This window comes from Litoreibacter roseus (assembly GCF_009811795.1).
GTDB lineage: Bacteria > Pseudomonadota > Alphaproteobacteria > Rhodobacterales > Rhodobacteraceae > Litoreibacter > Litoreibacter roseus.
The window spans coordinates 610,976-623,818 of record NZ_BLJE01000002.1 but is presented as its reverse complement, the minus strand read 5'-3'; the positions used below and the strand labels follow the sequence as shown (position 1 = coordinate 623,818).

Annotated in this window: 10 protein-coding genes; 1 reads left to right on the top strand and 9 read right to left on the bottom strand. The window is 55.8% G+C overall.

Annotated elements, in window-relative coordinates; all coding sequences use genetic code 11:
• Nucleotide 1 precedes the first annotated feature (1 nt).
• Nucleotides 2-1,888 (bottom strand): methyl-accepting chemotaxis protein, encoded by a 1,887-nt coding sequence (locus tag KIN_RS10030; RefSeq protein WP_159806489.1) that lies wholly within the window; start codon nt 1,886-1,888, stop codon nt 2-4.
• A 124-nt stretch (nt 1,889-2,012) separates the two neighbouring features.
• On the opposite strand from KIN_RS10030, the gene KIN_RS10025 reads away from it, so the two are divergent.
• Nucleotides 2,013-2,735 carry a substrate-binding periplasmic protein gene (locus KIN_RS10025; RefSeq protein WP_159806487.1) on the top strand — a complete coding sequence of 241 codons (723 nt, stop codon included), beginning with the start codon at nt 2,013-2,015 and terminating at the stop codon, nt 2,733-2,735.
• Nucleotides 2,736-2,750: 15 nt separating this feature from the next.
• On the opposite strand, the gene KIN_RS10020 is transcribed toward KIN_RS10025, so the two are convergent.
• The 8 genes from KIN_RS10020 to KIN_RS09985 all read right to left on the bottom strand — a co-directional run bounded on the left by KIN_RS10020 (nt 2,751) and on the right by KIN_RS09985 (nt 12,838).
• Nucleotides 2,751-5,321, bottom strand: a complete 2,571-nt coding sequence (locus KIN_RS10020; RefSeq protein ID WP_159806485.1) for an AMP-binding protein — start codon at nt 5,319-5,321, stop codon at nt 2,751-2,753.
• The gene (locus tag KIN_RS10015; protein ID WP_159806483.1) at nt 5,314-6,069 is read right to left on the bottom strand and encodes an aspartate/glutamate racemase family protein; all 756 of its coding nucleotides are present in this window, start codon (nt 6,067-6,069) and stop codon (nt 5,314-5,316) included. The genes KIN_RS10020 and KIN_RS10015 overlap by 8 nt, the downstream gene beginning before the upstream one ends.
• Nucleotides 6,066-6,869, bottom strand: a complete 804-nt coding sequence (locus tag KIN_RS10010) for a hypothetical protein (protein WP_159806481.1) — start codon at nt 6,867-6,869, stop codon at nt 6,066-6,068. The genes KIN_RS10015 and KIN_RS10010 overlap by 4 nt, the downstream gene beginning before the upstream one ends.
• The gene (locus KIN_RS10005; RefSeq protein ID WP_159806479.1) at nt 6,866-7,651 is read right to left on the bottom strand and encodes a hypothetical protein; all 786 of its coding nucleotides are present in this window, start codon (nt 7,649-7,651) and stop codon (nt 6,866-6,868) included. The genes KIN_RS10010 and KIN_RS10005 overlap by 4 nt, the downstream gene beginning before the upstream one ends.
• 161 nt (nt 7,652-7,812) lie before the next feature.
• Entirely contained in the window at nt 7,813-9,708 is a 1,896-nt protein-coding gene (locus KIN_RS10000) for an FAD-dependent monooxygenase (protein WP_159806477.1), read from the bottom strand.
• 36 nt (nt 9,709-9,744) lie between these two features.
• A complete protein-coding gene (locus KIN_RS09995) occupies nt 9,745-10,518 on the bottom strand; it encodes an MOSC domain-containing protein (protein WP_243144887.1) in 774 nt (257 codons plus the stop codon).
• A gap of 1 nt (nt 10,519) precedes the next feature.
• Nucleotides 10,520-11,800: an amidase family protein gene (locus tag KIN_RS09990; RefSeq protein ID WP_159806475.1), complete on the bottom strand. Its 1,281-nt coding sequence runs from the start codon at nt 11,798-11,800 to the stop codon at nt 10,520-10,522.
• A 3-nt stretch (nt 11,801-11,803) separates the two neighbouring features.
• Nucleotides 11,804-12,838, bottom strand: coding sequence for an NAD(P)H-dependent flavin oxidoreductase (locus KIN_RS09985; RefSeq protein ID WP_243144886.1), 1,035 nt, complete (start codon nt 12,836-12,838; stop codon nt 11,804-11,806).
• Nucleotides 12,839-12,843 lie beyond the last annotated feature (5 nt).

Below are 12,843 nucleotides of genomic sequence, written 5' to 3'. Positions count from 1 at the left end.
CCTAGCCAGCGGCTGTTTGCAACTCGGGAGGAGACTCGGAAGTGCGCTCTTTTGTGTTGGACGCATCGATCTCACCCTCGGCGTCGGCCGGTTCCTTTCGGAAGACGCCAACTGATTTCATGAGGCCTTCGGCGGCAGCGCTTAACCGTTCAGCCGAGGTGCGCCCCTGATCGGCAAGGCTCGCGTTATGTTGGGTCATATCATCAAGCTCGCTAACTGAGTTGGTGATGTTGCTTGCTTGGCTTGCCTGCTGAGCTGCCGCCTCCGATACGCGCGTGATTTCAATCGAAAGCTCCCGAATGCCCACGATATTATCTTTGATTAACGCCCCGGCCTTGCGCATCTGATCGACACTGCGGCCCGTTCGTACAGAGTTTTCCGCAATAAGGCTTGAGACGTTTCCAGCCTCGCTCTTGGCGCGTTCCGCGAGGGCCCTGATCTCTTTTGCAACAACGGCGAAGCCCGTCCCCGTTTCTCCGGCCCTTGCCGCTTCGACGGACGCATTCAGTGCGATCAAATTGGTCTGAAACGCAATGCCTTCAATGACACCGACAACCTCCAATATGCGGTCGGAGTGTTGATCCAATTCCGAAATCGAGACTGTCCCCTCTTCGATAATCCGCTCTCCGCTTGTTGCCTGCTCAAGGGCAGAGCGCGATTGCGCGTCCATCTCGTCAAGTGTCGCCGCACTCTTTTGAACAAGCTCAGACACGTTTTCGACGGCTTGAGATGTCGCTTCAAGCTCGGTCGCCTGATGTCTGCTGCGCTGCGACAGATCGTCGGCGATCCGTTTTGTTTCTATGGCAGATTCCGTCAAGACCCTGCTGGAATCATCGATTTGCCCGATGATTTCGTGAAGTTTGTCGAAGGTCGTGTTAACGCAATCGGACAGCCGCCTGAATGCGCCGCTGTAATTACCCGTCATAGATGCGTTCAGATCACCCCCCGCAAGGCTTGTGAGCGAGGACTGGACATCATCCAGCCCGCGATCAACTGTCGCGAGCAGGTCGTTGATGCCTGTCGCCAACTCATTCAAAACGGCGTCGTCAAACTCGGCCTCCACACGCTCTGAAAACTCGCCATCCACAGCCTTCGCAACCACCGTCCCTACGGAGGTTGCGAGCTTGTCGAGCATACGTTGCCGGTCTCGTTCAAGTTCCCGGATCGCCCCATTTTTCTCGCGAAACTCGTCGACGGCGCGTGCGATGCGCCCTACCTCATCTCGGCGTGTGCGTTCCTTGTTCTCAAAGTCCAGTTCACCGTCGGATATATACTGCACCATGCGGGCGACCCGCGCCAAGGGACGTGTAAATGAGCTGGCAAGCAGAAAAATAAAGGTTCCGGCGATTCCGAAGCTGATAACGGCGATGCCGACCGCCCGTTGATATAGATCATCCTGACTTTGCCTAATGGCGTCAGTGGAAAAGCCGAACATGACATCCCCGACGACCCGATCCGTATCGATGACAAGCGGCGCCCGAATTACCGCGATCTGATGGTCATCAAAGAAAGTGATCTCGCCGCTTTTGCCGATATCAGCTGGCAAGTCAGGCACTCTGGATACGACATCCGCCCAAACCGAGAAATCACTTTCGTCGTTTGTATGTTCAAGAAAGAGCTCACCATCTGCAACGATCCGAGCGAACCGGTATGCAGGGTTCACATCCAAACCCAGCAAGGTCTTTCTGACCTGATAGTCTTCGAAGTTCCAAATCGCTGCAGCCAGTGGCGGGGCCAGAAATGTCGCAGTTTGGGTGAGCGCCGCTTCAAATCCGGCCCGAAGCTCCGCAGTATAACTCCTTGCCCAATAGGCTGTTATCACCACGGTAAACGCGCTGATGAAAAGCAATATCATAAAAACAAGTTTAACGCGAATAGTATACAGCATGACTGGCACCGATGATTTCACTATTCGATACAAGTGATCAGTTTAGAAAAGATTGAGAGCCTCTTTACGCAATTTTAGAAGATTCGATGTTACTCCCGCTTGTGCGTAAAGGTAGGAGAGTAAAATGCGTTTGATCATATCAATTCTGGCAGCAGCGCTCACGCTTGTTGGCTCAGCATCTGCTGAAGTACTTCGCGCTGTGACAAGTGCTGATGTAGCGCCAATGTCACGCGGACATGATCAAGATCTTCCCGGCTTCAATCATGAGCTCGTCAGTCTGATGGTGGAACGCGCAGGCCTTTCTCTCCAGATTGATTACTACCCTTGGAAGCGAGCCCAGAAAATTGCTTTAGGAAACGAGTCAGTTTTGATCTTTGGTCTCACGCGAACAGAGAAACGCGAAGATCAATACGAGTGGATTGCCCCGCTTATTGAGGCACAACGGGTTTTCGTCACAACAGGTCCGCTGATCAACTCTGTTGAGGATGCGCGTAATCTTGATAACATCGGTGCGCAAGGTGTCTATCTAGATGCACTTCAGGCGGCCGGGTTCGAAAACGTCGAGGAGGCTACGGCGGCGCGAAACCTAAGGAAACTTCAAGCTGGCCGGGTTTCAGCTGTTTATACCCTAGCAGAAAGAGCCGCTTTCGAATGGGCTCAGTTTGGATATTCGCCTGATACCTTGAGAATTGGCACACCGATTGCCAAGATCGATCTTTGGCTCTGCGCAACAAAGGGTTACTCAAAAGAAACTCAGGCGCGACTAGCAGCAGCACTTGCAGAAATCAGGGTAAGTGGAGAATACGATGCCCTTCATAGTAAGTATTTTGGCGGCTTGACCTACTAGTATATAAGACAGTTGCTATCCTCGCGCTGATGGATAATTAAGTGCATCTCTAACAGCGGAAGCGAGTACTGGAATATTCTTAGACGTAAAAAGTGTATCGTGCAGTCCGGGGAGATCTTTAATCACCAGTCCATCTCCTGCAAGTTCACGTACGCAGTCCAGTTTTACCCGGCGCCACTCTCGGGATATAAATAAAGTAACCTTCCCGTTAAAAACTGATGGACGATAGGTCATGAATAACTCCATGAACCTCCTATGTAACCGCCCATCGTTTTTCGACTTCCCAATCAGGGCTGCGCTCTGTTCAATGGTTTTCGTATCAGATTTTATGGGGCTTCGCCGAAATTTATTAATGAGCTTACGAAGATAGTAAGGCGGCCCAAGATCGATGGCCCGCATCGCCCACATGCTGAGGCTGGGTTTATGATCCAAAAAGAACGTATCGATTAAAAACAGACTTGCTGGCGTTTCATGACGGGCTTGCAAAATACGTGCGATCTCTACCGCAAGACAGCCATCCTGACAGAAGGCCATAAGGCGCCATGGGCCAGTCGGATAGGTCTCTTGAATACAATCGGCCAAACGGCGAGCCAGCTCATCCAGCTCCACTGTATCAAGCTTATCGATCAAATCGTTGGTCAACGCGAATATGTTGAGGTTGTAGACGGCACAATCCAGCTGTGAATGCTTTGCAAACTGCACATAATTTCCGGTCGAGTTAACGGTAAAAAGAGGCGGCTCATCTCTCTTGCCCGCCCGTAACAATCGGACAGGAGACGCGATAACGCCGCGCCCATCCGCGATCATTTCTGCAATCTCGCCGAAAGTGCCTGCGTTGAAAATCAAGGTACTCGCAAGCTCGACCCGGATCTTCTCGCTCAAGAGTAGTGCGAATTGTACCGCCAGAAGGGAGTTTCCGCCCCGAAGAAAAAAGTCGTCATGGCTTACCAAGCCATCAACCTTCAAAATTTCTTCTGCAACTTCAATTACAACAGGCAACAGCACATTCGCCTCGGATGAAAGTGATATCGAAACGCTGGCATCAGACTTCTGATCCAGATCTCGCGATCCTTCTATGACCTTGGCTGCGTGATTGGCCAGTCCTTGCACATCCAGCTTCCCGTTTGCGGTCAGTTCGAACCGCTCATGGCGCACCACGAACAGGGGCATGGCGGCGGTCGGCAAGCATCTCGCCAACGTCGCCCTAATGCCTTCGCCGTCAAAATCTAAGCCATTTTCCAAAATACAATGGGCAACAAGCACTGGATCAGCACTGGACGCTGTAAAAACGGCGCTCACCCATGCATCGCGAATACCATTGATCGACAGCAGTGCTTCTCGGATTTCGGGCAAGCTAACGCGAACGCCCAGAATTTTGACCTCGCTGAGATCAGTACGGCCCAACACTTCGATCTCTCCGGTTCCAAGTTGTCGGCCTTGATCGCCCGTGCGGTACCAGCGCGCGCCGCTTTTTTGGACGAACTTCTCAGCCGTCAGGGCTGGCTTTCCCCAATAACCTTGCGCCACAGCCAAACCACCGATCCAAATCTCGCCCGTCAGACCTATGGATGTTTCTTTGCCATTGGCGTCCAAAATACGAATATCGGCGAACGGCTGCGGCGCACAGATTGTGGATTTCAGAAACGGCTTTGTCCGTTCATAGACATGAAATGCGACACCGGGTGCCTCTGTGGCACCGTAAAAGCTGATGAGGTTTGCAGGGGTCAGATTATGAACCTTTTGCTGGACGTCGGTTGGCATGACCTCTCCGCTGCAAAAAATAGCACGGACGCCTCGCAACCGTTCGGCAGTTGCCGGGCTCAGGAATACATCAAGGAGACTTGGGGTGATGCGGAAAGTCGTGATCCGTTCCCGAGCAACAAGATCAGCGAAGGCACGCGGATCTTTGCGAGGGGCTGGGTCCGCTATGACAGCCGGGATGCCCTGAAGCAGCGGAAAGAACACCTCATCCAGCATTCCAATGAAGCTGGATGGGGTCCAGATCAGATCAACATCGGACAAATCCGCCGGATTTGCCGAGACGATGTGCTGCAACCGCTGAACATAACTCCGTTGGCTGATTTGGACGCCTTTTGGTCCCCCGCTGGACCCCGAGGTATAGACAACGAACGCCAGACCGGGACAGGATCTTCGGGGTCGTTCGTAGGTGTCCACGCTAATCTGGGCTTGACCCTCTGGGAGCGAGAGCGCGAGCCGGGGATCGATATCCGAAAGGATTGCACGCGTACGGTCCTCGGACAAAGCCGGGTCAACCGGAACAGCTGCTCCGCCGGCCATCAGAACGCCGCACAGCGCTATGACCAGATCAAACGAATGTTCAATCTGAATCACTACAGGCTCCCCCGGAGCGATCTTTTCTTGCATAAGACGTCGCGCCACCGCCCGCGCGGCTTTTAATAGCTTCCCGCGCGGCAGATCACTTCCGCGATAGCGAAGCGCACATGCCGTGGGTGTTGCTGCAAGCGACTTGGCAAGCAATGCGCCGAGGTCTAGCGAGGTTTCACTGTCCTGACAGTGATCTTCCGAGACCACCGTGGGATCGAGCGCGGATACGAAACTAGCCATTGAATGCCTCCAAAGCTGAGCCATCATAACCGCGGATCAGCTTCTTGCCCGGTGTAGGATAGGCTCGTTTCGAATGGGTAAGGCGGCTTTCAACCAAAACCTTTGCCAGCCTTGCGGCAACCGGTAACGGGTCGATAACCGGCACGGACCACCCTGCCTCGTGAAGTCTGGTTTGAAGATCAACCGCCAGCCCGACCATCCCAGTGCATCCGATGATCAGCGTGTCGGCGTCATCTTCTGTGATAGCGCAGACCGCAGCATCAAGCAGTTTCTCCTTTAGCACGTCTGACTGAGCACACAGATCCAAGACTGGAATTTCAACCGAACGGGTTGAGGTATACCTGTCCCAAGCGCCATACAGTTTCGCCTGATTTTCGAACTGTATCCGCATGTTTGCAGTGACGGCTAAAAGACTGAAACGATGACCCAACGTGCAGGCAAGGTTCATCGCCGTTTGGCAGGGTCCCAGAACTGGAATTGAAACGGTTTCCCGGCCGGGTCGCAGCCCCGGATCACCCATGCAATCCAGAACAACGGCGTCGACGCCAGCGCGTTCGGCTTGAATGATCTTGGACACCGTATCGGCGGTGGCAAGCATTTCATCGAAAGCGCATTCGATGGATGACGGCCCTTTGTCGATCTCGACAAAATCCAAGCAGTCATCCGGACCGAGAATTCCCTCAAAGTGCGCGGCCTCCGTCAGACCGGTGGGAATAACGGGCGTCACGACTCTGATATGCACGCTCATGGCCGCCAGCGGTGAAGCTGTAACGACCCGGCGCTTTCGAAGCCCAGTCCGGACAGGACACGCTGCGATCCATCGGAATATGCGTGAACGAAGGCCTGTGTTCTGCCCTGCTTTGCCGCATCGGCCAACCTGCGGAGCACAAGTGCCTTGTAGATGCCGCGGCCACGATATTCGTCCAATGTGCTCGACACGCGCAGAAGGACCGACGGACCGTCGCCGATGTATGACAAGTAGCCCACACCGACGGGCGCATCGTCGCCATCCGCGGAAACCGCATAGACGTCTGAGGTTTGAAGCGGGGACGATGTCAGATAAGCTTCGTGGAAGATCGCGCCAACCTCGCCCGAGACATCGAACCCCCGCGCCATCACGCGAGAGATCCGGTCGTCCTGTAGGTCCTCGACTTTCCAGACCCGTAGGTCCTTCGGCATGCTGATGTCGATATCGGGCGACACGCAGCGGATCATCGCCGCGACATCAAGCGGGGGGGCTATAAATCCCCGCTCATACAGCAGCGGCACGAGATGCGCGGTCTTGGGTCCGGTCATCCAGTCGAAGCCTTGTCCCGCGTCCCGAAAGCGCGCCAGCACCGCATCCAAGGCCAGGCTTGCTGTGCCCGGATCGATTGTGGTCCAGCGCATGAGGCTGAGCACAGGGTGCGGGTTCGGAGAGGTCCAACCGGCGGCGCCGTCAACGACAATCGGTTCGATCGCACCGGGCCGCGCCGCTAATGTGAAATGGCTTTCCAGAATGTCGTCCGCAGAAACGCGGAGAGCGGGGCGTTCCAACGTGTCGATCATTTCCCGGCCCTCCCACGGTTATGGGTGTCCAGATACAGCATCGGACGTTCGCCGCGTGTCATGGCCGTCATTTCTGGCAGTTCAGCCTCAAATTGGCCAAGCTCGATCTGCCAGAAAAACTTGGGTTGCGGACCGGGGTAGATATCCAAAGTCGCCCCATGGGCATAGTAGGTGTGCATCAATACGGGAACTTCGCAGAGGAAAAACTCCGCATACCGCTCAAAGTCCCGCTCGGTCTCGACTGGCTTGACTGAGCTCACATGATCATAAAGAAAATCGCGGATCCGGGTCCGATCCTTGAAGGCTCTTGTCAGTTCTGCGCGGTAAATCGGCGGCGTCTCACGCTCCAGATCGCGCCATTTGACGATGTCGACCCGCTTGGTTCGTTTTCCGTTTATCGCCTTCTGCACCATACGCCCAATGTCAGACGACAGACGCTCGATTTTGGCCAGCTCTTCTTCGGGCAATTCATCGCATTTGAGTTCTGCCATGCTGTTATAGCGATACGGATCGTCAACGGGGCAGATATGCCCATTGATGCCGGATGCCTCGCACATGTCGATGAAGCGATCAATATAGGGGCGATTGAATCCACGATTTTTGATGCTGATGAAGATCCACGCGTCCCGTCCAGCGAGGTCAAAATCGCCAGTGCGGTTGGTTAATACGCCCCCCATACCGGTGAGCGTGGATTCTGTTGCGGGGAGACGTTCAGCTATACTTTGTGCGGTGATATCCGCCTTCGTATCAGCAAGCGAATTCACGATTCGAGCACTATACATTTGCACCTACTAAACTGAGCCAGCGCGAAACAGAGCGCCAAGCGAACTAACAAAAACTAAAATTACACTACTCGTTAACTATACTTTGGGCGCTGAGTCAATTTTGTCGTCAGTTTGAGAACAATCGCAGATCGGGCTCAAAGGCCTCGCTCAAGAAAGGCTCACTGTGATCCATCAGGTATTTGGCGCATGAAGCCGTCGAAAAACGCAGCCATCGCCTCGTATGCATCAAGCGGCAGCACATCCGCCACGAACTGATCCGGCCGGACAATAACAAGCGCGCCTGCGCCGCGATCAATGCCTCGGTGGTCAAAGACATCGGGACCATCCTTAACGTCAGGGCAAAATGCTTTCTCATAGTCAACAAGCCCATAGCGCCCCTTCGTCGGTCGCAGCAGCAGCGGGATCCTGGAAACGTCCAGACTGCGATGATTGGCTTGGAAGACGGCCCTGAGGTCGATGACGGAGTCGATGTCCGCCCCGTTAGGCGTGTACCGAGACAGAAGCGATGTCGCGTTCGAGCTCAGGTGTTCACAAAGGCGCGCGATGGCCCCTCCCGGTTGCCCATTGTCCTGTGATCCAGCAAACGCGATCAACCTCCAACGACCGTCTGCCTTAAGTATGTGCCCCAAATGAAGCGGCTTGGCGTCAGCAAGACGGATCACCGGCGACGAATGAAACCGCGTGCCGACGGTAAACCCGGTTGCGATGTTTTGATGCGTTCCGGCACCCGTAATGATCGATGGCGAATAACGCGTCTCAACACCCGCCGTGTATCGACCATGTTTCTTGAAGTAGCGCTGAAACTCTGCGGCTTCGTCATCATCCCTAGGCTTGGCGCTGAAAAGGCGCGCCATCTGTCTATCAAATTCAATTAGTTCCTGCGCCTTTGCGTGGCGTTCGGCTGAATATGTGTGCAGCAAGCCTGGATCTGCGCGTCGCAACAAAACAGCGGCGAGCTTCCAGCCGAGGTTGAACGTATCTGCCATGGAGACGTTCATGCCCTGCCCAGCTTTGGGACTGTGGGTGTGACATGCATCACCCGCGATGAAGATGCGCGGTGTCACTGCCCCGCGCGGCTCGTTCTGCACATCATCGAACGCATCGCAGACGCGCTGACCGATCTCGTACGCGGACCACCACGCCACGTCCTTCACGTCCAAGTCAAACGGGTCGAGAATGGCGCGCGCCTTGTCGATCAGCCCATCCGGCGTAACGTTGCGGTCCGACGCGCGCTCGTTTTCAACCAATGCGTCAAGTTCGATATACATCCGGACCATGTAGCCGCCTTCACGCGGGATGATCAGAAGGCTGCCTTGGTCTGCCGACTGAATTGCGCTCTTCAGGCGGATATCCGGGAAATTCGTCACGGCCAGAACGTCCATAACGCCCCAAAGCTGCCGGGCGGCTTCGCCTTTCAGTTCGTGACCTAACGACTTACGCACCCCGCTGCGGGCGCCATCGCATCCAACGATGTAGCGCGCGCGAATGGTTTCCTGCGTGTCGAAATCATCCCCGCACTCGAACGTTGCGGTTACGGGGAAATCTGGATCTGTCGTTTTCCGAAGGTCGACCAATCGGCGATTGTAATGCGGCTCAAGGCGGTGGGGCCCGTTTTTCATCAGGTCCAGATAGAAGTCATGCACCCGGGCTTGACTGAGGATCGTGTGCGGAAATTCCGAGAGGCCGTCTTCCACGTCCTGAATGCGATCCGCCCGGGCAAGGCCCGTTCCATTTGGTGCTGGGCGCCAAAAGGTCGTCTCGTTCACCCAATAAGCCTCTTTCGCGACCTTCTCGGCAAACCCGAAGGCTTCGAACATCTCCATCGACCGGCAGGCGATACCATCAGCCTGCCCAACCTTCAGCGGACCCGATTTCTGGTCGACAATGCGTGTGACTATGTCCGGAAAAACGGAAAGTTGGGCGGCCAACGTCAACCCGGCTGGTCCACACCCTACGATCAGCACATCAACGGCATCCGGTTCTTCCCCTGCATGTTCAGTGGCAGATGCTTGCGCTGGATCGCCCGGCTGGAAACCATTCAGATGATATTGCATCGCGTGACCTCAGTTCTGCGAGGAACTCGCTCCGGATCAGACATCACAGGTTACCGTCTGTCCGACCTGCAAGATCCCACCCTCGATAACCTGAGCATATGCGCCCATATCCATATGACCCAGTTCCTTGCGCAACAGGTACGGCAGGCGAAGGTCACGCTCTGCCGTGGTTGGGTTCACTTCTGTTGCGGCGCATCTTTTGGTGCGCATGATCAACTGCAGCTTCACGTCGCCCATCTGCAGGATGGCATCGATATTTTCCAGCTCCCACCATGGCGGAAGACCATCAAGCTCAAGATTGCCACGGAACCGCGCTGGATCAACCTTTGTCCCCAAACGTACTTCCAGATCGCGCACGGACGCCCGGTTTATGATCGAGATGGCGTTCATCATCTGAGGGGAGACCACGGAGACATCTGTAAAGCGATGTGGGGCGGCTGATACGAAGTTCGGCGGTATTTCGTCCTGCAGCTTTAAATGATCCGCCAACCAAGCGGCGGCGCTGTCACGGCCAGGCTTTGCGCTCATGTCAAACACGTGCTTGGCGCCACCCGCAACAACGGAAAGTTCGCTCGTGTCAGGCGAAAAAGTCGAGTGCACCCCGGCCAAGCCAGCTTGGTTCAACAACACGACAAACCGGTCCTTCGGCAGCGGCTTTGGATTTTCGGGATCGAACCCAGATCCATGGCGCGCAAACCCGTACATCCGATCGCCGGGCACCCCCTCGCCCGGGTGTAGCGTGACATTGTCCAAACCTTCAGGCGACAATCCTTTGATAGGAAAGCGTTGGATCCGTTTAATGGTAATCATGTTAACCCACGACCCCGATCATCTGTTCGAGTTCACTCGCAAGTGCCAGAAGGGCGTCATCCTGGCCGGGCTTGCCGATAAATTCCAACCCGAACGGCAGCAAATCGAGCTTCCCTGCGGGCAAAGATATAGCCGGATAGCCAGCAACCGAAGCAACCAAAGCGCGCTGGGTCATCGCTGTAAACAAATCGACGGTCTCGCCGTTTATCCGGCAAGTCTCAGTCTCCCCGATGGGCGGGGCCGTGATCGGTAATGCTGGCATCACCAGTGCATCCACGTCTGAGAGAGGATCAGCCATCATGTTCTGGACCGTCCTTCGCTTAGGACCGACCATCTCTTCGTATGCTTCCTTGGTGGGTGCGGCGCCATCTGCAACCAATCGAAATATCCCCGCCACGTCCGGGCTTGCGATCTGATCGGCGAATTCGGCCAGCGTTGTGCCCCTTTTGGCGAGAAACGGCTCCCAGAACGCTTTGGTTTCATAGACCACGATGCCCATTGAGAGGTCGGCGCAGCTGCTTAACAAATCCGGCGCGCTGAGCGGTATCAACTCAACGCCCTCTGCCGTCACCAAACGGTCCAGGATCAGCTTGCACGCCTCTACCATGCCCGCGTCGACATCCTGCCACAAGGCGTCAGTGACCACCCCCAACCGGATCCGCGCAGGCGGCACTGGCTCGGCGAGAGGGTTGTCCGACAAGACGGCATCCAGCGCGCGGACGCCCGCGACGGACCGCGCCATGGGTGCAACCGTGTCAAAACTGCTCGAAAGCGTGAGGACCCCATCCGCAGGGTATCTTCCGTGTGTGGGTCTAAATCCCGTACACCCGCACATCGCCGCTGGCAGCCGGCCTGAGCCACCAGTGTCCGTCCCGAGCCCCATCGAAACCGCACCAGATGCAATTGCCGCTGCTGTTCCGCCTGATGAGCCACCCGACATATGGCCGGGCGCCGCCGGATTGCCCACTGGTCCGTATTCAGTGTTATGGCTTGTGATGCCAAAGGCCAGCTCGTGCATATTTGCCTGTCCGACAACCACTGCACCCGCCTTCAACAGGCGATCCACCACGGATGCTGATTGGGTCGCGATGTTGTTCTGCAGTGCAGGTGACGCCCCACACTGCGGTAGATCAGCAATAGCGATATTCGCTTTCACAACGACAGGCATACCCGTAAGCGGACCTGCCTCATCAGTTGAGATCGACGTTGTCTTGCGCACCAGCAGATTGAAATCACTCAGCTGTCCGAGAGCCGTGGCGGCATCTTCTGCGTTTTGGTTCAACGGTCACTCCGCAGCAGTTTTCAGGCCAGCGCCCATGCGCGCCAAAATATATTCCGCACCAATCATCATGTCGTCAACGATCTGAGCGGCGGGCTTGATCTCTTTTACCTGCCCGACCCCCTGCCCAGCAAGCCATGCCATCTCTTCAAAATCGCCGGACGTTTCCGGCGTAGGCAATATCACGTCAAAGCGGCGTTTGGTATGCGGTTGCCCCAGAAACACGGTTTCACCAATTATGGGCTCCTCCTCGCGTGCTGTGGGCACATCCGCAAGACGACCCTCGAATTCTTCAGTCACGCGAACCTTCAAAAGACGCATCGGGTTGAAGTCAGGCATTTCCGGGCCGAACACGCCGGAACGGGTCGTATCGGCACCATGCGCGGTGACCAGACGAACGTGGTGTTCGGGGTGAACATATGCTTCGGAGCTTGCGACCAGCCGCGTGCCGACCCAGACACCATCGGCGCCCAGAACCAGGGCAGCGGCGGCGGTGCGGGCGTCCGCGATCCCGCCTGCGGCCAGTACCAAAGCCCGATCGCCCACTTTATCAACCATCTCGGGGACCAGTGCCAAAGTGCCCATGCCGCCATAATTGTGGCCACCTGCCTCCCACCCTTGCGCCACGATAACGTCAGCGCCGAGAGACACAGCCCGCTCGCCATCCTCGACCGAGCCAACTTGGATCCATATCGAGCATCCCGCATCTTTGAGGCGTTTCAGTTGGTCTTCAGGTGGATCCCCCCAATGAAACGAGACCACCGGCACCTTCTCTTCCGCAGCAACCTTAACCTGTTCGTCGTTTCCAAAGCATGTAATGAAGTTGATATTGAAAGGGGCATCCGTCGCATCGCGGATCGTGCCTATTGTCCGCCGCAACTCATCGCCGGGCATGAAGCCCACACCGATGGAACCAATACCGCCAGCCTTACTAACTGCAACCGCCAGTTCAGGGCGCTCACCAGCGAAGGCCATACCAGCCTGTGCGAACGGATAGCGTGTTCCAAATTGATCGGTGAACCGTGTAGTGATCTGCGTCATGGCAT